The organism is Natronococcus sp. A-GB7 (assembly GCF_029688865.1).
GTDB lineage: Archaea > Halobacteriota > Halobacteria > Halobacteriales > Natrialbaceae > Natronococcus.
Window position 1 is genome coordinate 17,156 of sequence record NZ_JARUKV010000014.1, and the last position, 19,399, is coordinate 36,554.

The 19,399-nt window shown below is 64.7% G+C and carries 32 protein-coding genes and 2 tRNA genes; 27 read left to right on the forward strand and 7 right to left on the reverse strand.

Annotated features, from left to right (window positions below; genetic code table 11):
- Nucleotides 1-18: 18 nt before the first annotated feature.
- Nucleotides 19-225: a heavy metal-associated domain-containing protein gene (locus QA609_RS13605; RefSeq protein ID WP_278303162.1), complete on the reverse strand. Its 207-nt coding sequence runs from the start codon at nucleotides 223-225 to the stop codon at nucleotides 19-21.
- A gap of 102 nt (nucleotides 226-327) precedes the next feature.
- On the opposite strand from QA609_RS13605, the gene QA609_RS13610 reads away from it, so the two are divergent.
- On the forward strand, nucleotides 328-768 hold the full coding sequence (locus QA609_RS13610; RefSeq protein ID WP_278303163.1) for a universal stress protein: 441 nt from the start codon (nucleotides 328-330) through the stop codon (nucleotides 766-768).
- Between the two features lie 2 nt (nucleotides 769-770).
- On the opposite strand, the gene QA609_RS13615 is transcribed toward QA609_RS13610, so the two are convergent.
- The 5 genes from QA609_RS13615 to QA609_RS13635 all read right to left on the reverse strand — a co-directional run bounded on the left by QA609_RS13615 (nucleotide 771) and on the right by QA609_RS13635 (nucleotide 3,047).
- On the reverse strand, nucleotides 771-1,082 hold the full coding sequence (locus tag QA609_RS13615; protein WP_278303164.1) for an MTH1187 family thiamine-binding protein: 312 nt from the start codon (nucleotides 1,080-1,082) through the stop codon (nucleotides 771-773).
- A gap of 120 nt (nucleotides 1,083-1,202) precedes the next feature.
- A complete protein-coding gene (locus QA609_RS13620; RefSeq protein ID WP_278303165.1) occupies nucleotides 1,203-1,556 on the reverse strand; it encodes a HalOD1 output domain-containing protein in 354 nt (117 codons plus the stop codon).
- Between the two features lie 177 nt (nucleotides 1,557-1,733).
- Nucleotides 1,734-2,060 (reverse strand): hypothetical protein, encoded by a 327-nt coding sequence (locus QA609_RS13625; RefSeq protein WP_278303166.1) that lies wholly within the window; start codon nucleotides 2,058-2,060, stop codon nucleotides 1,734-1,736.
- A gap of 529 nt (nucleotides 2,061-2,589) precedes the next feature.
- Nucleotides 2,590-2,660 (reverse strand) — tRNA-Gly (locus QA609_RS13630).
- Nucleotides 2,661-2,976: 316 nt separating this feature from the next.
- Nucleotides 2,977-3,047: transfer RNA gene (locus QA609_RS13635), tRNA-Gly, on the reverse strand.
- Nucleotides 3,048-3,346: 299 nt separating this feature from the next.
- Between QA609_RS13635 and QA609_RS13640 the strand changes: the two genes are divergently transcribed.
- Genes QA609_RS13640 through secY form a run of 25 tightly spaced genes read left to right on the forward strand, consistent with a single transcriptional unit; the run spans nucleotide 3,347 to nucleotide 17,956 of the window.
- A complete protein-coding gene (locus QA609_RS13640; RefSeq protein ID WP_278303167.1) occupies nucleotides 3,347-4,219 on the forward strand; it encodes an RNA methyltransferase in 873 nt (290 codons plus the stop codon).
- A 4-nt stretch (nucleotides 4,220-4,223) separates the two neighbouring features.
- On the forward strand, nucleotides 4,224-5,243 hold the full coding sequence (locus QA609_RS13645) for a 50S ribosomal protein L3 (protein ID WP_278303168.1): 1,020 nt from the start codon (nucleotides 4,224-4,226) through the stop codon (nucleotides 5,241-5,243).
- Between the two features lie 3 nt (nucleotides 5,244-5,246).
- On the forward strand, nucleotides 5,247-5,999 hold the full coding sequence (rpl4p, locus tag QA609_RS13650) for a 50S ribosomal protein L4 (RefSeq protein ID WP_278303169.1): 753 nt from the start codon (nucleotides 5,247-5,249) through the stop codon (nucleotides 5,997-5,999).
- Nucleotides 5,996-6,250, forward strand: a complete 255-nt coding sequence (locus QA609_RS13655) for a 50S ribosomal protein L23 (protein WP_005559266.1) — start codon at nucleotides 5,996-5,998, stop codon at nucleotides 6,248-6,250. The genes rpl4p and QA609_RS13655 overlap by 4 nt, the downstream gene beginning before the upstream one ends.
- Nucleotides 6,251-6,252: 2 nt before the next feature.
- On the forward strand, nucleotides 6,253-6,975 hold the full coding sequence (locus QA609_RS13660; RefSeq protein ID WP_278303170.1) for a 50S ribosomal protein L2: 723 nt from the start codon (nucleotides 6,253-6,255) through the stop codon (nucleotides 6,973-6,975).
- The gene (locus QA609_RS13665; RefSeq protein ID WP_278303171.1) at nucleotides 6,972-7,394 is read left to right on the forward strand and encodes a 30S ribosomal protein S19; all 423 of its coding nucleotides are present in this window, start codon (nucleotides 6,972-6,974) and stop codon (nucleotides 7,392-7,394) included. Before QA609_RS13660 ends, QA609_RS13665 begins: the two co-directional genes overlap by 4 nt.
- Nucleotides 7,395-7,401: 7 nt before the next feature.
- Nucleotides 7,402-7,881 (forward strand): 50S ribosomal protein L22, encoded by a 480-nt coding sequence (locus QA609_RS13670; protein WP_278303172.1) that lies wholly within the window; start codon nucleotides 7,402-7,404, stop codon nucleotides 7,879-7,881.
- Nucleotides 7,881-8,834, forward strand: a complete 954-nt coding sequence (locus QA609_RS13675; protein ID WP_278303173.1) for a 30S ribosomal protein S3 — start codon at nucleotides 7,881-7,883, stop codon at nucleotides 8,832-8,834. Before QA609_RS13670 ends, QA609_RS13675 begins: the two co-directional genes overlap by 1 nt.
- Nucleotides 8,834-9,070 (forward strand): 50S ribosomal protein L29, encoded by a 237-nt coding sequence (rpmC, locus tag QA609_RS13680; RefSeq protein WP_278303174.1) that lies wholly within the window; start codon nucleotides 8,834-8,836, stop codon nucleotides 9,068-9,070. The genes QA609_RS13675 and rpmC overlap by 1 nt, the downstream gene beginning before the upstream one ends.
- Nucleotides 9,071-9,080: 10 nt before the next feature.
- Nucleotides 9,081-9,548, forward strand: a complete 468-nt coding sequence (locus tag QA609_RS13685) for a ribonuclease P protein component 1 (RefSeq protein WP_278303175.1) — start codon at nucleotides 9,081-9,083, stop codon at nucleotides 9,546-9,548.
- Complete coding sequence (locus QA609_RS13690) at nucleotides 9,539-9,988, forward strand: 30S ribosomal protein S17 (protein WP_278303176.1); 450 nt, start codon at nucleotides 9,539-9,541, stop codon at nucleotides 9,986-9,988. The genes QA609_RS13685 and QA609_RS13690 overlap by 10 nt, the downstream gene beginning before the upstream one ends.
- Nucleotides 9,988-10,386 carry a 50S ribosomal protein L14 gene (locus tag QA609_RS13695; protein WP_005559258.1) on the forward strand — a complete coding sequence of 133 codons (399 nt, stop codon included), beginning with the start codon at nucleotides 9,988-9,990 and terminating at the stop codon, nucleotides 10,384-10,386. Before QA609_RS13690 ends, QA609_RS13695 begins: the two co-directional genes overlap by 1 nt.
- Before the next feature lie 2 nt (nucleotides 10,387-10,388).
- Complete coding sequence (gene rplX, locus QA609_RS13700; RefSeq protein ID WP_278303177.1) at nucleotides 10,389-10,772, forward strand: 50S ribosomal protein L24; 384 nt, start codon at nucleotides 10,389-10,391, stop codon at nucleotides 10,770-10,772.
- On the forward strand, nucleotides 10,769-11,479 hold the full coding sequence (locus tag QA609_RS13705) for a 30S ribosomal protein S4e (RefSeq protein WP_278303178.1): 711 nt from the start codon (nucleotides 10,769-10,771) through the stop codon (nucleotides 11,477-11,479). The genes rplX and QA609_RS13705 overlap by 4 nt, the downstream gene beginning before the upstream one ends.
- Nucleotides 11,472-12,011: a 50S ribosomal protein L5 gene (locus QA609_RS13710; protein WP_278303179.1), complete on the forward strand. Its 540-nt coding sequence runs from the start codon at nucleotides 11,472-11,474 to the stop codon at nucleotides 12,009-12,011. The genes QA609_RS13705 and QA609_RS13710 overlap by 8 nt, the downstream gene beginning before the upstream one ends.
- Entirely contained in the window at nucleotides 12,004-12,186 is a 183-nt protein-coding gene (locus tag QA609_RS13715) for a 30S ribosomal protein S14 (RefSeq protein ID WP_278303180.1), read from the forward strand. Before QA609_RS13710 ends, QA609_RS13715 begins: the two co-directional genes overlap by 8 nt.
- Before the next feature lies 1 nt (nucleotide 12,187).
- A complete protein-coding gene (locus QA609_RS13720; RefSeq protein WP_278303181.1) occupies nucleotides 12,188-12,580 on the forward strand; it encodes a 30S ribosomal protein S8 in 393 nt (130 codons plus the stop codon).
- A 2-nt stretch (nucleotides 12,581-12,582) separates the two neighbouring features.
- Nucleotides 12,583-13,116 (forward strand): 50S ribosomal protein L6, encoded by a 534-nt coding sequence (locus tag QA609_RS13725; protein WP_278303182.1) that lies wholly within the window; start codon nucleotides 12,583-12,585, stop codon nucleotides 13,114-13,116.
- Nucleotides 13,117-13,119: 3 nt separating this feature from the next.
- Entirely contained in the window at nucleotides 13,120-13,872 is a 753-nt protein-coding gene (locus tag QA609_RS13730) for a 50S ribosomal protein L32e (protein ID WP_278303183.1), read from the forward strand.
- Complete coding sequence (locus QA609_RS13735) at nucleotides 13,865-14,314, forward strand: 50S ribosomal protein L19e (RefSeq protein WP_278303184.1); 450 nt, start codon at nucleotides 13,865-13,867, stop codon at nucleotides 14,312-14,314. The genes QA609_RS13730 and QA609_RS13735 overlap by 8 nt, the downstream gene beginning before the upstream one ends.
- A complete protein-coding gene (locus QA609_RS13740; protein WP_278303185.1) occupies nucleotides 14,314-14,862 on the forward strand; it encodes a 50S ribosomal protein L18 in 549 nt (182 codons plus the stop codon). Before QA609_RS13735 ends, QA609_RS13740 begins: the two co-directional genes overlap by 1 nt.
- Nucleotides 14,859-15,518, forward strand: a complete 660-nt coding sequence (locus QA609_RS13745; protein ID WP_278303186.1) for a 30S ribosomal protein S5 — start codon at nucleotides 14,859-14,861, stop codon at nucleotides 15,516-15,518. The genes QA609_RS13740 and QA609_RS13745 overlap by 4 nt, the downstream gene beginning before the upstream one ends.
- Nucleotides 15,515-15,982 carry a 50S ribosomal protein L30 gene (rpmD, locus tag QA609_RS13750; protein ID WP_278303187.1) on the forward strand — a complete coding sequence of 156 codons (468 nt, stop codon included), beginning with the start codon at nucleotides 15,515-15,517 and terminating at the stop codon, nucleotides 15,980-15,982. The genes QA609_RS13745 and rpmD overlap by 4 nt, the downstream gene beginning before the upstream one ends.
- A 3-nt stretch (nucleotides 15,983-15,985) precedes the next feature.
- On the forward strand, nucleotides 15,986-16,498 hold the full coding sequence (locus QA609_RS13755) for an uL15m family ribosomal protein (protein ID WP_278303188.1): 513 nt from the start codon (nucleotides 15,986-15,988) through the stop codon (nucleotides 16,496-16,498).
- Between the two features lie 3 nt (nucleotides 16,499-16,501).
- Nucleotides 16,502-17,956: a preprotein translocase subunit SecY gene (secY, locus tag QA609_RS13760; protein WP_278303189.1), complete on the forward strand. Its 1,455-nt coding sequence runs from the start codon at nucleotides 16,502-16,504 to the stop codon at nucleotides 17,954-17,956.
- A 903-nt stretch (nucleotides 17,957-18,859) separates the two neighbouring features.
- On the opposite strand, the gene QA609_RS13765 is transcribed toward secY, so the two are convergent.
- Entirely contained in the window at nucleotides 18,860-19,126 is a 267-nt protein-coding gene (locus QA609_RS13765) for a cytochrome C oxidase subunit IV family protein (RefSeq protein ID WP_278292964.1), read from the reverse strand.
- Nucleotides 19,127-19,135: 9 nt separating this feature from the next.
- Between QA609_RS13765 and QA609_RS13770 the strand changes: the two genes are divergently transcribed.
- Nucleotides 19,136-19,327, forward strand: a complete 192-nt coding sequence (locus tag QA609_RS13770) for a hypothetical protein (RefSeq protein WP_278303190.1) — start codon at nucleotides 19,136-19,138, stop codon at nucleotides 19,325-19,327.
- Nucleotides 19,328-19,399: the final 72 nt, after the last annotated feature.

A 19,399-nucleotide genomic window follows, 5' to 3' on the forward strand; every position in this document is an offset into this window, starting at 1 on the left:
TCGTTACAGCGGACCGTATCAGGCGTCGGCCTCGTACCCCGCGTCCTCGATCGCGCTCCCGATCGCGTCGACGGTCGTCCCCTCGCCGTGTTCGACGCGCACCTGGTCGGTCTCGTGGTTCGCGGTGGCCGAGGACACGCCCTCGAGCGCCTCGAGGACGTCGGTGACGTTTTCCTCGCAGCCGCCACAGGACATCCCGTTCACGTCGATGGTCGTCTGTTCCATACTCTCGGTCGCCACTCGGGACAGTTCGGTCTTCCGCATTGGTCGGCCGGGGATCGGATACCGACTCGTGGTTTGATATGCGTTCCCGCAGTCGGTTCGAACATGTACACGGTTCTGGTTCCGGTCGACGGCGACGACGACCGGGTCGATGCACAGCTCGAGGCCGTCCGCGAGCTGGCCGCGGAGGAGAAAGCAGTTACCGTCGACGTACTCCACGCGCGCGAAGAGCTCGACTTCTCGGCCGAGGACGTCGACGACGTCGCCGTCGGCACGCTCGAGGAGGAGCTGACGGAGCTCGAGGGGCTCCCGGCGACGGTCTCGAGAATCGCCGCGGCGCTGCGGGAGGCGGGCGTCGAGACCGACGTCCACGCGGCGACCGGCCGTCCCGAGGCGGCGATCCTCGACGCGGCCGAGCGCTTCGACGCGGACCTGCTCGTACTCGGCGCGCGCCGTCGATCGCCCGTCGGCAAGGCGGTGTTCGGAAGCGTCGCCCAGTCGGTCCTGCTCGAGACGAACCGCCCGGTGATGGTCGTCCCGACCTGATATTATCGGTCGCTCGATGCGGGGCGGCCGAGGGCCTCCTCGACGGCCTCGACCTTCTCCGAGGCGGCGGCGTCGCGGGTTCGCTTGTCGTCGATCTTCAACACGGTGCTCACCCGGTCGCCGTCGACGGCCTCGTGGGCCGCCTGGGCCGCTGCGAACAACTCGTCGGCCGAGTCGGCCTCGATCACCGTCCCCATCGGGTTCGTCTCGTAACCGACGTCGTACTCCTCGAGGGCCTCGACGGCCTTCGCGACCTCGTCGGCCATGCTCTCTTCGGTTACCGGTGCGACGCTGAGTAGTGCAACGACGGTCATACTCGACACTGTCCGTACCGCGGGTAGTAAATCCAGAGCCTGCAGACGATGCCCGACGGAACTCGCCGGACCGACTCGAGACGCGACAGAAACAGCCGCCGAACGACGGGCTCGATCCGGTTACCGGCGCGGTCCCGGCCGACGGCTCTCGGCGGGCGGATAGATGACGATGTCGCCGTTGGCGTAGACGTACACCTCGTGCTCGAGGGCGGTGAAGGCGATGTGGCCGCCGGTCCGCTCGGTGCCGTCGGCCTTCGGCCGGAAGATCCGATCGAGGGCGTCGGGGTCGATGCTGTCGTACAGCGAGAACTCCCCCTGAGAGACGTCCGTGTCCGCGATCGACGCGAGCGCGTGGACGATCGTCGCGGTCAGCGTCGCCGTGTCGTCGTCGTCGTAGTGGAAGACGTAACGGTCCTCGCCCTGTTCGTACCGGAGTTCGTCGCTCTCGTCTCTTGATGTGGACTCGGTTTGCATGGGAACCTGTTCGTTCGGCCGTTCGCTGTTGGGTATCGTCCCGGAGTATAAAAGCTACTCGCCGTCGGAAACGCTTCTCGGAACCGACAATCGGTGGCGTTGACTACTCCGACGGGCGGCGTCGATACGCCGTGGTCGGCTACGCCCGGCGAGCGCAGCCGCATCGCCCGACCCGGGTCAGAACGACTCGTGAGGCCACTCCTCGCGCTCGCCCAGCGCCGGCGGCGTTCGGTCGCTGTACCCCTTCCGTCCGATCGCGCGCTCACCGACGGTATTGAAGATCGCAACCCGCGCGTCGGCGGCCGATTCGAGTCGTTCGTTGGGAACCAGCTCGAACAGCTCGCGCAGCGTCTGTTCGCCGTTCGGGAGTCCCAGTACCGCGTCGCCGTAGCGCTCGGTCAGTTCGTTGCTCGTCGCCGGATACTGGTGCTCCTCGAGTTCGCGAGCGAGCGATCCGAACTCGATTCCCAGCTCTCTCGTTCGCTCGTCGTCTGGTCCGGTCATCCCGGCTTCGAAGCCGTCGCGGACCGTCTTAAACGCAGCCAGTGGTTTCACGTCGGCACCGAGCGCGAACGCGGTTCATCTCGAGTTACTCGCCCCAATCGACGGTTGGCACCTCGTCGTCGAACCGTGCGGCTCGAGGCCGATCGCTTCTCAGGAACTCGGAACGGGAGAACTCGGCCGGAGAAACGAGGCTGCTCGAGGGATTGCGTCTCGAGGCTCTCGAGGTTGTTCGCCGTAGAAGTGCGCTGGCTGGGATTTGAACCGCTCCCGAGAACCTGCTCGCTACGCTCGCAGAACCTCGGTATGTTTCAAACCCAGATTCGATTTCTCCGAACACGGATACTCGCGCTGCCACGCAGCGCTCGCGATGTTGTGTTCGGAGAAATGCGCTGGCTGGGATTTGAACCGCTCCCGAGAACCTGCTCGCTACGCTCGCAGAACCTCGGTATGTTTCAAACCCAGATTCGATTTCTCCGAACACGGATACTCGCGCTGCCACGCAGCGCTCGCGATGTTGTGTTCGGAGAAATGCGCTGGCTGGGATTTGAACCCAGGTTGTGACCATGGCAAGGTCACGTGATACCACTACACTACCAGCGCCCTGTTGCAGTTTTACGTCTCTCGAGTGAATTGATAAGGGTTACGAATCGCTCGACTCGAGTACGGATCGAACCCTCCGTCCCGCTTCGGTGGTCGACGGCGATCCGGATCACTATCCCAGGATACTCGGAATGGCTCGAGCGACTCGAGGCGTTCGTCGGTGTCGGACGCCGGCTGGGATTTGAACAACGCGAAGACGGTCGCCTCGCTTCGCTCGGCGCTGCGACTTCTCTCGTTCAAATCCAGGACGACTTTACGGCTCACGGATGACGAGCACACGCTACGCGGTGCTCGTCGAGGTTGTTCGCCGTAGAAGTGCGCTGGCTGGGATTTGAACCCAGGTTGTGACCATGGCAAGGTCACGTGATACCACTACACTACCAGCGCCCTGTTGCACGCTTACCTATCTCTGGAAGCTGTATAAGGATTGCGAATCGAGGGATGTGTGACTCGTCCAGCCGTACCATGCGCCGATCGATCGCCCTCCCGTAGTGGCCGTCTGACGGCCTCGAGGACGCGTTCACGCGAAAGACGGATCAGCACTCGTGATAGTGTGTCCCGAGGACCCGTATGCGCCGATTTCCCACCTGTGAGCCGTTCACAGCCGGAATCGAATCCGCTACCCTTTTAAGACTTTGTCGGCAAGACATCGCTACAGTCTAGTGACGCGGCGCCGAAGCGTGGGCATGACCGTCAGCGTGCTCGTGCCGTCGTCGCTCACCCGCGAAGCCGAGGACAAACGCGAGGCAACTCGCAAGCTCGGATACGTCGCCCGCGCGGCGACCGTGTTCCGGGCGGATCGGCTCGTCGTCTTCCCCGACCGGGAAGGCGAACGCGGGCGATTCGGCGGCGAGTTCGTCGACACCGTCTTGCGGTACGCGACGACGCCCCCCTACCTCCGAAACGAGGCCTGGGGGATGCGCGACGAACTCGAGTACGTGGGCATCCTGCCCCCGCTCCGCGACGTGTCACAGACCGGCTCCGAATCGAACGGTTCGGGGTCGTCAAGACAAGGAATCGTGACCGAGGTCGGACCTGATCAACGCGTGCGGGTCAATTGCGGCTTGCAACACCCGATCTCCCTCAACGTGCCTCCCGGTATGGAGCTCGAGGAGGGGGAGCGCGTGACCGTCAGGATCTCTTCGCGACGACCGGTCCGGGCGAAGCTCGTCGACGACTCCCTTCCGGGGCTCGACGTCGAGCGGACGGACCTCCAGGCAGCACTCGGCCGTGAGGACGCCGGCGTCCGCATTGCAGCCTCCCGATTCGGTGCAGAACTCACCGTCGGGCGGCTGGGGACGCTGGCCGGACGCCGCGAGCGCGACGGGATGACCGTCGCCTTCGGGGCACCCGAGAGAGGGCTGCCGGACATCCTCGGAATGGACGAGGAGGCCGTCGACGCGCTGTCCAACTGGGACGGCGTCGACGGTGACGGAGTCGAACCCATCGATCCGGGGTTCGACCTCTGGCTGAATACGGTTCCGGACCAGGGAAGCGACGTGGTGCGAACGGAAGAGGCTCTGTTCGCCACGCTCGCTCCCCTCACTCTCAGAGAGTGATAGAATGCCACAACCAAATTCACCACGCAAAGGCTCACTCGGGTTCGGCCCACGACAGCGCGCCTCCTCGGAGGTTCCGCGCTTCAATTCGTGGCCGGACGACGACGGACAGCCGACGCTCCAGGGTTTCGCGGGCTACAAGGCCGGCATGACCCACGTCGTGATGGTCGACGACGAAGCGAACTCGCCGACCGAGGGGATGGAGGAGACCGTCCCCGTCACGATCGTGGAGACGCCGCCGATGCGCGCGGTCGCCCTGCGTGCGTACGAGGACACACCGTACGGAAAGAAACCGATCACCGAGGTCTGGACCGACGAGTTCGTTCCCGAACTCGATCGCGTTCTGGACCTTCCCGGTGACGACTACGACGCCGATGCGGCCGAAGACGAACTTCGAGAGCTGCTCGAGGGCGGCCGCGTCGACGACGTTCGCGTCATCACGCACACGGTGCCTTCGGCGGTACCATCGGTACCGAAGAAGAAACCGGACGTGATGGAGACGCGCGTCGGCGGCGGCTCGATCGACGAGCGCGTCGACTTCGCGCTCGAGCTGATCGCCGACGGCGGGGAACACGTCATGAACGACACGTTCCGCGCCGGCGAGTACGTCGACGCAAGCGGCGTCACGAAGGGGAAAGGGACCCAGGGTCCCGTCAAGCGATGGGGCGTCCAGAAACGCAAGGGCAAACACGCCCGGCAGGGCTGGCGCCGTCGCATCGGCAACCTCGGCCCCTGGAACCCCTCCCGCGTCCGCTCGACGGTCCCCCAGCAGGGCCAGACCGGTTACCACCAGCGGACGGAACTGAACAAGCGCCTCGTCGATATCGGCGACGGCGCCGACGCGACGGTCGACGGCGGCTTCGTCAACTACGGCGAGGTCGACGGGCCGCACGCGTTGATCAAGGGCTCGCTCCCCGGGCCGAACAAGCGTCTCGTACGCTTCCGCCCGGCGATCCGACCCGGAGACCAGCCGCGCCTCGATCCCGAGGTCCGGTTCGTCTCCACCGCATCCAACCAGGGATAACACATGGACGCAACAGTACGCAACCTGGACGGCTCGGACGCGGACACGATCGAGCTCCCGGCGGTCTTCGAGACCCAGTACCGCCCGGACCTGATCGCCCGTGCCGTTCGTGCCGCCCAGGCCAACCGAAAACAGGACTACGGCGCCGACGAGTTCGCCGGTCTTCGAACGCCGGCCGAATCGTTCGGTAGCGGCCGCGGGATGGCCCACGTCCCCCGACAGAACGGACGCGGTCGACGCGTTCCCCAGACGGTTTCGGGACGCAAGGGACACCCGCCGAAAGCCGAGAAGGACTGGACCGAATCGATCAACACGAAAGAGAAGAAGCTGGCCGTCCGCAGCGCTATCGCCGCGACGACCGACGCCGAGCTCGTCGCCGACCGCGGTCACGAGTTCGACGGCGACGTCGAGGCACCGATCGTCGTCAGCGACGAGTTCGAGGAGCTCCAGAAGACCAAGGAGGTCGTCGAGTTCCTCGAGGCCGCCGGTCTCGCCGACGACATCGAGCGAGCCGACGAGGGTCGCAGCGTGCGCTCGGGTCGCGGAAAGACCCGCGGACGCAAGTACAAACAGCCCAAGTCGATCCTCTTCGTCACCTCGAGCGAGTCCGGCCCGTCCCGTGCGGCCCGGAACCTCGCCGGCGCGGACGTCACGACGGCCGCGGAGGTCAACGCGGAGGATCTCGCGCCGGGCACCCAGCCCGGTCGACTGACCGTTTGGACCGAGAGCGCACTCGAGGAGGTGGCCGACCGATGAGCGGAGCGATCGACCACCCGCTCGTGACGGAGAAGGCGATGAACGACATGGACTTCGAGAACAAGCTCCAGTTCGTCGCCAACCCCGACGCCACCAAACCCGAGATCCGAGAGGAAGTCGAGCGACGCTTCGAGGTCTCGGTCGATAGCGTCAACACACAGATGACGATGAACGGGAAAAAGAAAGCAACCGTCAAACTCTCCGAGGACGACGACGCCCAGGAAGTCGCCTCGCGTATCGGGGTGTTCTAACGATGGGACGACGCATTCAGGGACAACGACGCGGCCGCGGGACCCCGACGTTCCGTGCCCCGTCGCACCGATACAAGGCGAAGCTCACCCACAAGAAAGAGGAAGACGACGACGTGATCCGCGGGACCGTCGTGGACATCGAACACGACCCCGCCCGCTCGGCGCCCGTCGCCGCCATCGAGTTCGAGGACGGCGACCAGCGACTCGTGCTGGCGCCGGAGGGGATCACCGTCGGTGAGGAGATCCAGGTCGGCGTCAGTGCGGAGATCAAGCCCGGCAACACGATGCCGCTGGCCGAGATCCCGGAAGGGGTTCCGGTCTGTAACATCGAGGCCAACCCCGGCGACGGCGGTCGATTCGCCCGCGCCTCGGGTGTCAACGCGGACCTGATCACCCACGACCGCAACGCCGCGGTCATCCAGCTTCCAAGCGGCGAGGTCAAGCGCCTCGATCCGCAGTGTCGTGCTACCATCGGCGTCGTCGCCGGTGGCGGACGCACGGAGAAGCCGATGGTCAAAGCCGGAAACAAGTATCACAAGATGAAAGCCCGGGGTACCAAGTGGCCCCGCGTCCGCGGTGTTGCAATGAACGCGATCGACCACCCGTTCGGTGGCGGTGGCCGACAGCACCCCGGCAAACCGAAGTCCGTCTCGCGGGACGCCCCGCCGGGACGGAAGGTCGGTGACATCTCCTCGCGCCGTACCGGCCGAGGTGGAAACAAATGAGTCAGGAGTACAGAACCGGCCGCGAAGGTGAGTTCACCTACCGCGGTCACACGCTCGAGGAGCTGCAGGAGATGGAGCTCGACGAGGTCGTAGAACTGCTGCCCGCTCGCAAGCGGCGAAGTATCAAGCGCGGACTCTCCGTCGAGCAGGAGAAGCTGCTCGAGAAGGCCCGCGATAAAGGCGAGGAAGAGACCGCTAACGCGCCGATCCGAACGCACCTGCGCGACATGCCGGTGCTGCCGGAGTTCGTCGGACTGACGTTTGCCGTGTACAACGGACAGTCCTTCGAGCGCGTTCGCGTCGAACCCGAGATGATCGGACACTATCTCGGCGAGTTCCAGCTGACCCGCACGTCCGTCGAGCACGGACAGGCCGGGATCGGCGCGACTCGATCCTCGAAGTTCGTCCCACTGAAGTGATCACCGCATGGGAATCAACTACTCAGTCGACGCGGATCCGGACACGACCGCGAAAGCGATGCTCCGGGAGCGTCACATGAGCCACAAGCACAGCAAGGAGGTCGCCCGCGAGATCAAGGGCCGAACCGTCGCGGACGCCCAGGCGTACCTGCAGGACGTGATCGACGAGGAGCAGTCGGTGCCGTTCAAGTCCCACAACTCCGGCGCGGGTCACCGCTCGGACGTCGAAGGTTGGGACGCCGGCAAGTACCCCGAGAAGGTCTCGGGCGAGTTCCTCGATCTGCTCGAGAACGTCGAGTCCAACGCCGACCACCAGGGCTTCGACGGTGCCTCGATGAAGATCGTTCACATCGCCGCCCACAAGGTCGGCGAGTCCGTCGGCCGCAAACCCCGCGCGATGGGGCGTGCGACCGCCTGGAACACACCGGAGGTCGACGTCGAGATCGTCGTCGAGGAAGCCGACGAGAACGAGGAGGATGAGAACTAATGGCTGACGAACACCAGTTCATCGAAAACGGCCTGCAGCGGTCTCAGATCGACGAGTTCTTCGAAGAAGAGCTCGGCCGCGCAGGCTACGGCGGTATGGACGTCGCCAAGACGCCGATGGGAACCCAGATCGTTCTCAAGGCCGAGAAGCCGGGGATGGTCATCGGCAAGGGCGGCGAGAACATCCGGAAGGTCACGACGGCTCTCGAGGAGAAGTTCAACCTCGAGGACCCCCAGATCGACGTCCAGGAGGTCGACGAACCCGACCTCAACGCACGGATCGTCGCGGACCGACTGGCCAACGCACTCGAGCGTGGCTGGTACTTCCGGAAGGCCGGTCACACCACGATCGACCGAATCATGGACTCCGGCGCGCTCGGCGCAGAGATCGTCCTCTCCGGGAAGGTCACTGGCGCTCGCTCGCGCGTCGAGAAGTTCAACCGCGGCTACATCAAGCACAACGGCGAGCCCGCCGAAGAGGTCGTCGACCACGGCCAGGGCGTCGCAGTGATGAAGCTCGGCACGATCGGCGTCGACGTGAAGATCATCCCGCCGGGTGCCGAACTCCCCGACGACTTCCAGGTCCACGACGAGATGGACCCCGAAGAGGTCGTCCCCGACGCCGTCGAAGCCAACGAGGCCGAGGGCGTCGAGGAGCTGCTCGAGGGCGAGCCCGAGGAGGCCGAGGCCACCGAGGAAGGCGCCGAAGCCCCCGCCGAGGACGCCGTCGAGCCCGAGCCCGAGGAAGAGGACATCGAGGAGGTCATCGAAGCGGAGGTCGACGCCGTCGAAGACGAGGACGTCGACATCCCCGACGAAGCGCCAATCGAGGAGGACTTAGACGAGCTCGAGGAGGACGTCGAAGCCGAGGCCGAGGAGCTGATGGCTGAGATGGACGACGAGGCACAGGACGCCTCCGAAGACGCGGACGAGGACGAGGGAGGTGACGCCTGATGGCGATCCTCCACGTCGAAGAGGTCCGTGACATGACCGCCGCCGAGCGAGAGGACGAACTCGAGGAGCTCGAGACCGAGCTGCTCAACCAGAAGTCCGTCCTCGCGGCCGGTGGCGCCCCGGAGAACCCGGGTCGTATCGGCGAACTGAGCCGCACCATCGCCCGGATCAAGACGATCCAGCGAGAGGAAGGCGACCTCGAGGACGAGGCCGCAGCGGACGACACCGACGAGTAACACACGAACAATGGCACTAACACCCGAAACGCTGCCCCGACACGAACTCAACGGACTGCCCGTCCGCGTCGTCGAGAGTGACGACGACGGACGAGTCGGCCTCGAGGGACGGGTCGTCATCGAGACGACCAACACGCTCTCGGTAGAAGTTCGAGAGCAGGGCGCGTCTCGGGTCGTTATGGTGCCGAAGTCGGGCTCGACGTTCGAGTTCGCGATCACAGATGACGCCGCCGACGCCGCGAAGGCGTCGGGGACCGCGTCCAAACTGGCCGACACTCAACCTGCAGGGGCGGACGATTCGTCCGTCCTCGCAGACCGAGTCGGCGGCGATGCCGCCGACTGTCGTGGCGACGATTCTTCACGGAATCGCCGCCACGCTGCCGGCGAGGACGTGGCCTACGTTACGGTCGATGGCTCGCGACTGCTCTCACAACCCGCCCGACGCACGGAAACGAATGGTGACTCACCATGGCAATAGGATTAGACGTTGAAACCCCTCCGGAACCAGAGAACCCGGAGGAATACGACTACGAGAAGTGTCCGTTCTACGGCGAGCTCTCCGTTCGAGGTCAGATCCTCGAGGGGACCGTCATCTCGACGGACATGGACAAGACCGTGGTCGTCGAACGAGAGTACGATGTGGCGGTTCCGAAGTACGACCGCCAGATGAAGCGTCGCTCGCGCATCCCGGCCCACGTACCGGGCGTGCTCGAGCCGCTCTCGGTCGGTGACACGGTCAAGATCGCAGAGACCCGACCACTGTCGAAGACGAAATCGCACGTGGTCGTCGAAGTAACCGAAGAGGCAACCGCGGAGGACATCGCCGCGCTCACCCGTCAGGCCGAGCCTGACCGTGAGCTTTCCAGCAGCGATGTCACCGAGGGTGCCGAAGAGGAAGCCGTCGAGGGTGATCAGTGATGGAGGCGATGAAAGCCGACGTCACCCAGGGCCTGAAGAAGGGATCCCTGGTCACGTGCGCCGACAACACCGGTGCGCGCGAGCTGAAGGTCATCAGCGTCTCGGGCTACCAGGGCACCAAGAACCGCCAGCCGAAGGCGGGGCTCGGTGACAAGGTGACCGTCTCGGTCACCAAGGGTACCCCCGAGATGCGCCGCCAGGTCCTCGAGGCCGTCATCGTCCGCCAGCGGAAGTCGATCCGCCGACCCGACGGGACGCGCGTGAAGTTCGAGGACAACGCGGCGGTCATCATCGACGAGAACGAAGAGCCCCGCGGGACGGAAATCAAGGGCCCGATCGCTCGCGAAGTCGCCGAACGCTTCGGCGCGATCGCCTCGACCGCAACGATGATCGTCTGAGTATGAGCAAGCAACCACACAAACAGCGAACCCAGACGGAGCGTGCACCGCTGCACAAGCGACAGAAGCAGCTTCACGCGACGCTCTCGGATGACCTCCGCGAGGAGTACGACACGCGACGGACCCGCGTCAACGCGGGCGACACCGTCGAGGTCATGCGCGGCGACCACGCCGGCGAGACCGGCGAGGTCCTTCGTGCGATCCTCGAGGACGGCACGATCCACGTCGAGGACGTGACCGTCGAGACGGCCGACGGCGAGGAAGTGCCGCGGCCGCTCGACCCGTCGAACGTCCGGGTCACGGATCTCGACCTCGAGGACGAGCGCCGCGAGGCGCGCCTCGAGGGCGACGCGAACGAAGACGAAGACGAAGGTGATAGCGAATGACGAAACATCAGAAACGACTGTCCGTGCCGAAGTCCTGGCCAGTCGAGCGAAAGACCGACGTCTTCACGGTCAAGGCCGACTCCGGCCCGCACGGTGAGGACGGTGTTCCGCTCGTCGTCCTGCTTCGGGACGTGCTCGGCTACGTCGACTCGAAGAAGGAAGCGCGGTACGCCCTCTCGCAGGACTCGATCCTCGTCAACGGGGAACCGATCAACGACGAACAGCGCCCGATCGGCATGTTCGACATCGTTGCGTTCCCCGGTCGCGAGGAGTACTACCGGGTCTTCCCCGACGAGGGTGGCCGACTCGCTTTGACCGAGATCGACGCCGACGACGCCGACAGCCGCCTCGGCAAGATCGAGGGCAAGCGTCAGGTTCCGGGTGGCGACACCCAGCTGACGCTGCACGACGGAACGAACATCCTCGCCGAGGAAAGCGAGTACAGCACGAACGACTCGGTCGTCGTCGACAACGACGACAAGTCGGTCGTCGCACACTTCCCCTACGAGGACGGTGCACTCGTCACGGCCGTTAGCGGCAACCACGGCGGGAAGATCGGCGAGGTCACCGATATCGACGTCACCCCCGGCAGCGGCTCGAACATCGTCACCGTCGAGACCGACGACGAGCTGTTCGAGACCGTCGAGGAGTACGTCGTCGTGATCGACGAGAACTTCACGGGCGACGAAGGTGATGACGATGAGTAGTGAAGCCGAAGGCGAGTTCCACGAGATGCGCGAGCCCCGCGTCGAGAAGGTCGTCGTCCACATGGGCGTCGGCCGCGGTGGCCGCGAACTCGGCAAGGCCGAGGACATCATCGAGGAGGTCACGGACCAGCAGAGCGTCCGGACCCAGGCCAAGCGGACCGAGCCCGACTTCGGCATCCGACAGGGCGACCCGATCGGGACGAAGGTCACCCTTCGCGGCGAGGATGCGGCCGAGTTCCTCGAGACCGCCCTGCCGCTGGCGACGCTCGCCGAGAACCAGTTCGACAACACTGGGAACTTCAGCTTCGGGGTCGAGGAACACACCGAGTTCCCGAGCCAGGAGTACGACCCGAACGTCGGGATCTACGGGATGGACGTTACGGTCAACCTCGTCCGCCCGGGCTACCGCATCGCCAAGCGCGACAAGGTGACTCGATCGATCCCGTCGAAGCACCGACTCACCCCCGAGGACGCGATTCAGTACCTCGAGGCGAACTTCGACGTCAACGTAGAGGAGTCCACGGATGAGTGAAACCGACGTAGAAAACGACCAGACGGGCGAGCACGCGGCAAAGCGCACCGGCCAGATCGAGGAGTGCCAGCGCTGTGGCCGCAAACAGGGACTCGTCGGCAAGTACGACATCAACCTCTGTCGACAGTGTTTCCGAGAGATCGCCCGCAACATGGGATTCAGGAAGTACCGATAACATGACTGGAAACGACCCACTCAGCAACGCGCTCTCGGGGATCGACAACGCCGAGAGCGTCGGGAAACTGAGCCACGAGGTAACGCCCGCTTCGAACGAGATCGGCAACGTGCTCGAGGTCTTCTACGACCGCGGGTACATCGACGGCTTCGAGTTCGTCGACGACGGTAAGGCCGGTCAGTTCGAGGTCGAACTGAAAGGAGCGATCAACGAGTGTGGCCCCGTTAAGCCCCGCTACGCAGCCGGTGCCGAGGACTTCGAGAAGTGGGAGAAGCGATACCTCCCGGCTCGAGACTTCGGCGCGCTCGTCGTTACGACGAGCAGTGGCATCATGAGCCACTACGAGGCGCGCGAGCAGGGGATCGGCGGCCAGGTGATCGCATACGTCTACTAATCATGCGAGTCGAACTGGAAACCCCCGAAAACGTAACTGTCGAGGTCGATCATCTCGACGTGACCGTCGACGGACCCGAGGGCGCCGTGACCCGGCGTCTCTGGTACCCCGACGTGACCGTCGAAGCGGAAGACGACCAGGTGGTCATCGAAAGTGCGGCCGAGGACGCGAAGACGAACGCGACCGTCGGCACCTTCGAGAGTCACCTGAAGAACGCGTTCCACGGCGTGACCGAGGGCTGGGAGTACAAGATGGAGGTCTTCTACTCTCACTTCCCGATGCAGGTCCGCGTGGAGGGCGACGACGTCGTCATCGAGAACTTCCTCGGCGAGAAGGCACCGCGACGCACGACTATCCACGGTGAGACCGACGTCTCCGTCGACGACGAACGGCTCGTCCTCTCCGGTCCGAACAAGGAGGACGTCGGCCAGACGGCGGCAGACATCGAGCAGCTGACCCGAGTCAGCGGCAAGGACACCCGCGTCTTCCAGGACGGGGTCTACATCACCGAGAAACCCGCGAAAGGAGGTGCCTGATAGATGGCTGACGACGAACCAGAGACCGAGACCGAGGACGCCGCGGCCGAAGAGGGTCCGCAGGATCTCGAGGATATCAGCGGCGTCGGCGCGAGCAAGGCCGACGCGCTCCGCGACGCCGGCTTCGAGACGATCGACGACGTCAAGGAGGCCGACCAGGAGGACCTGGCCGAGGCCGACGGCGTCGGAAACGCACTCGCAGCTCGTATCAAGGCCGACGTCGGCGACCTCGAGGTAACCGAGGAGACCGAGGCCGAGATCGAAGACGAGGGCGTCGAGGAAGCAGAAGAGCCAGAAGAGGACGTCGAGACCGAACTGCAGCCCCGCGGGCTGACCGAGAAGACGCCCGAGCTCTCCGAGGAGGAGCAGCGCCTGCTCACCCGACGCAAGCAGGCGGGCAAGCCGCAGTTCAATCGACAGGACTACCACAAGAAAAAGCGGACGCCCGAATCCTGGCGCCGTCCCCGTGGCCAGCTCTCGAAGCAGCGCCGCGGCATCAAGGGCAAGGGCCCGAAGGTCCAGGCCGGCTACCGAACCCCCGAAGCGGTTCGTGGCAAACACCCGAGCGGATTCGACGAGGTCTACGTCGAGAACACGGACGATCTCGAGGGTGTCGACGGCGACACGGAGGCGGTCCGCATCTCCTCCTCGGTCGGCGCGCGCAAGCGCGAGCGCATCGAGGAGCAGGCCGAGGATCAGGGCGTTCGCGTCCTGAACCCGACCTACGAGGAAGTCGAGGTGGAATCCAATGACTGATCTCTCCGCACAGAAGCGACTGGCGGCCGACGTCCTCGACGTCGGCAAGAACCGCGTCTGGATCGACCCGGACGCCCAGGGAGACATCGCCGAGGCGATCACCCGCGACGAGATCCGCGAACTCGTCGAGGACGGCCGTATTCAGGCCAAGGACGCCCGCGGCAACTCCCGAGGTCGCGCCCGCGAGCGCAACGCGAAACGCGCCTACGGCCACCGCAAGGGCCAGGGCAAGCGCAAGGGCAAGAAGGGCGCCCGCCAGAGCGAGAAAGACGAGTGGCAGGACAAGATTCGTGCACAGCGCCGGAAGCTGCGCGAACTCCGCGACAAGGGCGAGATCACGCCCACGCAGTACCGCGAGCTCTACAAGAAGGCTGGCGGTGGCGAGTTCCGTAGCGTCCGCTACCTGTTGAACTACATCGACGAAACCTACGGTGACCAGTAATGGCGACAGGACCACGATACAACGTTCCGATGCGTCGTCGCCGTGAGGTCCGGACGGACTACCATCAGAGGTTGCGCCTGCTGAAATCGGACAAGCCCCGCCTCGTTGCTCGGAAGAGCAACAAGCACACTACGGCGCAGCTGATCGTTCCGGGCCCACAGGGCGACGAGACGCTCGCGAGCGCACACTCGAGCGATCTCGAGGAGTACGGTTGGGAAGCACCCACGAGCAACATTTCCGCGGCCTATCTGACCGGCCTGCTGGCCGGCAAGCGGGCGGTCGACGCCGGCCTCGAGGAAGCCGTCCTCGACATCGGCCTCAACAAGGCGACGCCGGGCAACAAGGTGTTCGCCGTTCAGGAGGGGGCGATCGACGCCGGTCTCGAGATCCCGCACAACGATAGCGTGCTCGCGGACTGGTCGCGTACCCGCGGCGAGCATATCGCCGAGTACGCCGAGCAGCTCGACGAGCCGCTGTACAGCGGCGAGTTCGACGCGACAGAGCTACCAGAACACTTCGACGAGGTACGAGAGGCGATTCTCGAATGAGTGGAAACAACTACAACGACGGTGGATGGGAACCCGTCACCCGTCTCGGCCGAATGGTCCAGGAGGGCGAAATCGACACGATGGAGGACGCCCTCAACTCGGGACTCCCGCTAAAGGAGCCCGAGATCGTCGACCAGCTCCTTCCCGGACTGGACGACGAGGTGCTGGACATCAACATGGTCCAGCGCATGACCGACTCCGGACGACGCGTGAAGTTCCGCTGTGTGGTCGCCGTCGGCGACCGCAACGGCTACGTCGGCTACGCGGAAGGCCGCGACGACCAGGTCGGGTCCGCCATCCAGAAGGCGATCGGTATCGCGAAGCTAAACATCATCCAGGTCCCCCGCGGATCGGGCTCCTGGGAGGACCGCTCGGACCGACCACACTCGCTGACCCGACAGACGACCGGCAAGGCCGGCTCCGTCGAGGTCGAGCTGATCCCCGCCCCCGAGGGGCTGGGACTGGCCGCCAGCGACACGGTTCGTGCCGTCCTCGAACTGGCCGGCATCGAGAACGCCTGGACGAAGAGCCACGGCAACACGCGGACGACGGTCAACCTCGCGAAGGCGACGTTCAACGCGCTCGAGAACGCCTCGCAGTCGCGCCATCCGAGCTCCCGGAGCGGCCGGGAGGAAGCGGAGGTGGCTGACCAATGAGAGCGGTCGTCCAGGTTCGCGGCGAGGTCAACCGCAACACCGACATCCAGGACACCCTGGAGATGCTCAACATCCACAGCGTCAACCACTGCGCGCTCGTCCCCGAGACGGATACGTACGACGGGATGGTCGCCAAGGTCAACGACTACGTTGCGATCGGCGAACCCGATCAGGACGTCCTCGAGACCGTCCTCGCCAAGCGCGCGGAACCGCTCGAGGGGCGACAGGCGGACGTCGACGAGGAATGGCTCGCCGAGAACACCGCGTACGACGACTTCGGTGCGCTCGCCGACGCGCTGCTCGCTGAGGAGACGACCCTTCGCGAGGAGGGTCTCTCCCCGACGCTGCGTCTCCACCCCCCACGCGGCGGTCACGAGGGGATCAAGAACCCGACCGTGGACGGCGGCCAACTCGGAAAACATACAACCGAGGAGATTAATCAACTGTTAGAATCGATGCGATAAACCATGACGAGTAAAAAACGACGCCAGCGCGGATCCCGGACGCACAGCGGCGGCTCCCACAAGAACCGCCGAGGAGCCGGCCATCGCGGCGGACGCGGACGTGCCGGCCGCAGCAAACACGAGTTCCACAACTACGAACCGAAGGGCAAACACGGCTTCAACCGACCGGACGAGCTTCAGGCCGACGTCGCCGAGATCGACGTCCAGAAGCTCGACGAGGACGCGATCCTCTACGCCGCCGAGGGTGAGGCCGAGGAGACCGACGACGGTTACCGACTCGACGCGCGCGATATCGTCGAGAGCGGCCACGACGTCGACGTCGTGAAGGTACTTGGCTCCGGCCAGGTCCGGAACACACTCGAGGTCACGGCAGACGCCTTCTCGGCGGCTGCCCAGGCGAAGCTCGAGGACGCCGGCGGGAAGGCGGTGCTCTCCGAGCGAGCCCAGCAGGAAGCCGAGGGCGAAGCTGAGGCCGAGGGCGACACCGACGACGAGTCAGAACAGGTCGAGGACTAACGCATGGGATGGAAGGAAGCCGCTGAACCGGTTCTGACACGGATGCCGACGGTACGTCGTCCGGAGGGGCACGTCCCCTTCAAGCGAAAGCTAGCGTGGACGGCCGGCATCCTCGTGTTGTACTTTTTCCTGACGAACATCGCCCTGCTTGGGATGCAGGCCGATGGTGCAACCGACCTCTTCGGGGAGTTCCGTGCGATCCTCGCCGGTGAGCACGGTTCGTTGCTCCAGGTCGGTATCGGTCCGATCGTCACGGCAAGCATCGTGATGCAGCTACTAGGCGGGGCGAACCTCCTGGGTCTCGACACCGACGACCCACGGGATCAGGTGCTCTACCAGGGACTCCAGAAGCTTCTGGTCATCATCATGACGGCGCTAACCGCGCTCCCGATGGTGTTCGCCGGCGGCTTCCTCCCCGTCCAGCAGTCGCTGTCGCTCGGCGGGCTCACCTTCGACAGCACGCAGCTCCAGGTGCTGATGTTCCTCCAGATCTTCATGGGCGGGGTTCTTATCCTGTACATGGACGAGGTCGTCAGCAAGTGGGGTGTCGGCAGCGGGATCGGCCTGTTCATCATCGCCGGCGTGAGCCAGCGACTGGTCACCGGATTCATCCAGCCCGCAGAGGGCGGGTTCTTCTACGACTGGTACCAGATCATCTTCGGCGACGTCGATCTCGCCGGGGACACGCTGAACACGCTGTTGCTCGGTGAGGGCCAGATCATCGCCCTCATGACGACGCTGCTGATCTTCGGGATCGTCGTCTACGCCGAGTCCGTGCGCGTCGAGATCCCGCTCAGCCACGCCCGCGTGAAGGGCGCCCGCGGTCGCTTCCCCGTGAAGCTCATCTACGCGAGCGTCCTGCCGATGATCCTCGTTCGGGCGCTGCAGGCGAACATCCAGTTCATGGGCCAGATCCTCGACCGGACGTGGGCCGGTATGCCCGCCGCCCTGGGCCAGTACAACGCACAGGGAGAGCCCGTCAGCGGGTTCTTCTACTACACCGCGCCGATCTACTCGCCGGAAGACTGGATGTGGTGGACCGGTGAGGTCGCCCAGGCGACGTGGATGGTGCTGATCCGGATCTCCATCGACCTGACGTTCATGGTCATCGGTGGAGCGATCTTCGCCATCTTCTGGGTCGAGACGACGAACATGGGGCCGGACGCGACGGCCCGACAGATCCAGAACTCCGGGATGCAGATCCCCGGGTTCCGACAGAACGTCGGCGTCATCGAGAAGGTCATGGAGCGGTACATCCCGCAGGTGACCGTCATCGGCGGCGCCCTGGTCGGCCTGCTGGCCGTCTGGGCGAACATGCTGGGTACCATCGGCGCCGTCACCGGGACGGGGCTGCTGCTCGCGGTCTCGATCACGTACAAGCTGTACGAGGAGATCGCCGAGGAGCAGATGATGGAGATGCATCCGATGATGCGCCAGATGTTCGGCCGCGAAGACTAACGGCTCCGTTTCCTTTTGTTGCACTCGAGTACGGTACACAGTCCATCGCTCGAGACGTGTTGCGTTCTCCGGATGCGCCTCGTGCGTCTCACGTGCAGACGTGTACGGAGTCAGGCTCCGCTCTGTCGGTATCAGTTGTAGGATGCAGAGCGCTCATGAGAGCGCTCTCACGGACGCTCGAGCACGAACTGGACGACGGTCTCCATCAGACGCGACCGCAGTCGGTCGCAAGTGAGGTGACGAGAGAGCGTCTCCAGATCGGAACGGCGCCAGGGATGTCGAGATCCGAATCGGGCTGCGAGTTCTCGAGCAGCCCACCACATGCATCGAGCGGGGTCGAGGACAGATCGGCTCGCATCTCGGCGAGAAGCTGCTGTCGCACCGAGACGGGCGCGTGAACAACGCCAGTCCGAGTAACGAGCCAGAACGTTCGAGGTTGTCGAACGGCGACGAGCCGCGATCCTCGCCGTCTACAGGTGGAGACTGGCCGAGTGCGTTGAGTCGTCCGGACGCCCCCGGTCTTCCGTGACCTGAGTGGAGTGCCGATCCGGGAAGTCCGCGAACCCGTCGGCCTCGTTTGGTGATGGGGAACCGCCGACATCTCGATCCACTCGACCTCGAGGCAGTTTAATGTGCAGACTCAGCTGCCCCTGGAGGTCGGCACGGAGAGCTCGACGAGCAATCGCGTCTCGAGTGGGGGGCTCGACGGACTGCCGATCGATGGGAGGCATCGAAACGAGTTACGTGCCACCCACATTCGACCAGGAGTGCAATGATTTGTGGCGGCCACTACGGGACAGCGATCGACGACCCGGCAAGAATCGTCCGCGCGGCGGTGTTGGTCGAGTTCGAGAGAGCCGACGCTGGCCGAATGTGGCGTCGAGAGAGAAGTTTGGAAATCAGTTACTGGATCGAGTAGCCCGCGGCGATGGTCAGCAGGAAGACCATGAACACGGCGATCCCCATCATGTAGGTGATCGCGCGGGGCTCCTCGATCAGGTGCTGATAGTAGGCGGCGATCAGCAACACCTTGATTACGGCTAGGATGATCGTCCCGCCGATCGCAGCGGCCTCAGGGAATATTTCGGGGAACTGAAAGAACACGAACTTTCCGGTACCCAACACCAGCAGTACGACGTAAATGAGGGTGTACGTGCGAACGTCGGCCATTGGTGAGCAATGAGTGTGTGGGCCACTTATACCTTCCTCATGCGGGCGATGGAGGGCGAACTCGAGGCGGACGAGGCGATCACGTTCGGTCGATTCGCCCGTCTCGGGCCGGACACGAACGCGACGACGAAAGCGTCGATTCCGCCGCGTGAGAGCGACGAGATCCGACGGAAATTCTGCTCCACAAGCCGGCGACGCTGATGGGCTAAGGGCGAGGTCCCGGAGATACCGGTTTCTCGACACCCACTCCGGGTCGGTGCTCCGAACCGGGAG

What these genes read in the sequence shown, in the direction of transcription:
- QA609_RS13645 (WP_278303168.1), top strand. Translation starts at nt 4,224, where the DNA reads ATGCCACAACCAAATTCACCACGCAAAGGCTCACTCGGGTTCGGCCCA.
- rpl4p (WP_278303169.1), top strand. Translation starts at nt 5,247, where the DNA reads ATGGACGCAACAGTACGCAACCTGGACGGCTCGGACGCGGACACGATC.
- QA609_RS13640 (WP_278303167.1), top strand. Translation starts at nt 3,347, where the DNA reads ATGACCGTCAGCGTGCTCGTGCCGTCGTCGCTCACCCGCGAAGCCGAG.
- QA609_RS13710 (WP_278303179.1), top strand. Translation starts at nt 11,472, where the DNA reads ATGAGTAGTGAAGCCGAAGGCGAGTTCCACGAGATGCGCGAGCCCCGC.
- rpmC (WP_278303174.1), top strand. Translation starts at nt 8,834, where the DNA reads ATGGCGATCCTCCACGTCGAAGAGGTCCGTGACATGACCGCCGCCGAG.
- QA609_RS13730 (WP_278303183.1), top strand. Translation starts at nt 13,120, where the DNA reads ATGGCTGACGACGAACCAGAGACCGAGACCGAGGACGCCGCGGCCGAA.
- QA609_RS13655 (WP_005559266.1), top strand. Translation starts at nt 5,996, where the DNA reads ATGAGCGGAGCGATCGACCACCCGCTCGTGACGGAGAAGGCGATGAAC.
- QA609_RS13660 (WP_278303170.1), top strand. Translation starts at nt 6,253, where the DNA reads ATGGGACGACGCATTCAGGGACAACGACGCGGCCGCGGGACCCCGACG.
- QA609_RS13695 (WP_005559258.1), top strand. Translation starts at nt 9,988, where the DNA reads ATGGAGGCGATGAAAGCCGACGTCACCCAGGGCCTGAAGAAGGGATCC.
- QA609_RS13675 (WP_278303173.1), top strand. Translation starts at nt 7,881, where the DNA reads ATGGCTGACGAACACCAGTTCATCGAAAACGGCCTGCAGCGGTCTCAG.
- QA609_RS13740 (WP_278303185.1), top strand. Translation starts at nt 14,314, where the DNA reads ATGGCGACAGGACCACGATACAACGTTCCGATGCGTCGTCGCCGTGAG.
- QA609_RS13735 (WP_278303184.1), top strand. Translation starts at nt 13,865, where the DNA reads ATGACTGATCTCTCCGCACAGAAGCGACTGGCGGCCGACGTCCTCGAC.
- QA609_RS13720 (WP_278303181.1), top strand. Translation starts at nt 12,188, where the DNA reads ATGACTGGAAACGACCCACTCAGCAACGCGCTCTCGGGGATCGACAAC.
- QA609_RS13755 (WP_278303188.1), top strand. Translation starts at nt 15,986, where the DNA reads ATGACGAGTAAAAAACGACGCCAGCGCGGATCCCGGACGCACAGCGGC.
- QA609_RS13610 (WP_278303163.1), top strand. Translation starts at nt 328, where the DNA reads ATGTACACGGTTCTGGTTCCGGTCGACGGCGACGACGACCGGGTCGAT.
- QA609_RS13615 (WP_278303164.1), bottom strand. Translation starts at nt 1,082, where the DNA reads ATGACCGTCGTTGCACTACTCAGCGTCGCACCGGTAACCGAAGAGAGC.
- QA609_RS13770 (WP_278303190.1), top strand. Translation starts at nt 19,136, where the DNA reads ATGAGTGTGTGGGCCACTTATACCTTCCTCATGCGGGCGATGGAGGGC.
- QA609_RS13625 (WP_278303166.1), bottom strand. Translation starts at nt 2,060, where the DNA reads ATGACCGGACCAGACGACGAGCGAACGAGAGAGCTGGGAATCGAGTTC.
- QA609_RS13620 (WP_278303165.1), bottom strand. Translation starts at nt 1,556, where the DNA reads ATGCAAACCGAGTCCACATCAAGAGACGAGAGCGACGAACTCCGGTAC.
- QA609_RS13765 (WP_278292964.1), bottom strand. Translation starts at nt 19,126, where the DNA reads ATGGCCGACGTTCGCACGTACACCCTCATTTACGTCGTACTGCTGGTG.
- QA609_RS13605 (WP_278303162.1), bottom strand. Translation starts at nt 225, where the DNA reads ATGGAACAGACGACCATCGACGTGAACGGGATGTCCTGTGGCGGCTGC.
- rpmD (WP_278303187.1), top strand. Translation starts at nt 15,515, where the DNA reads ATGAGAGCGGTCGTCCAGGTTCGCGGCGAGGTCAACCGCAACACCGAC.
- QA609_RS13705 (WP_278303178.1), top strand. Translation starts at nt 10,769, where the DNA reads ATGACGAAACATCAGAAACGACTGTCCGTGCCGAAGTCCTGGCCAGTC.
- QA609_RS13690 (WP_278303176.1), top strand. Translation starts at nt 9,539, where the DNA reads ATGGCAATAGGATTAGACGTTGAAACCCCTCCGGAACCAGAGAACCCG.
- QA609_RS13745 (WP_278303186.1), top strand. Translation starts at nt 14,859, where the DNA reads ATGAGTGGAAACAACTACAACGACGGTGGATGGGAACCCGTCACCCGT.
- QA609_RS13725 (WP_278303182.1), top strand. Translation starts at nt 12,583, where the DNA reads ATGCGAGTCGAACTGGAAACCCCCGAAAACGTAACTGTCGAGGTCGAT.
- QA609_RS13670 (WP_278303172.1), top strand. Translation starts at nt 7,402, where the DNA reads ATGGGAATCAACTACTCAGTCGACGCGGATCCGGACACGACCGCGAAA.
- QA609_RS13715 (WP_278303180.1), top strand. Translation starts at nt 12,004, where the DNA reads ATGAGTGAAACCGACGTAGAAAACGACCAGACGGGCGAGCACGCGGCA.
- rplX (WP_278303177.1), top strand. Translation starts at nt 10,389, where the DNA reads ATGAGCAAGCAACCACACAAACAGCGAACCCAGACGGAGCGTGCACCG.
- QA609_RS13665 (WP_278303171.1), top strand. Translation starts at nt 6,972, where the DNA reads ATGAGTCAGGAGTACAGAACCGGCCGCGAAGGTGAGTTCACCTACCGC.
- secY (WP_278303189.1), top strand. Translation starts at nt 16,502, where the DNA reads ATGGGATGGAAGGAAGCCGCTGAACCGGTTCTGACACGGATGCCGACG.
- QA609_RS13685 (WP_278303175.1), top strand. Translation starts at nt 9,081, where the DNA reads ATGGCACTAACACCCGAAACGCTGCCCCGACACGAACTCAACGGACTG.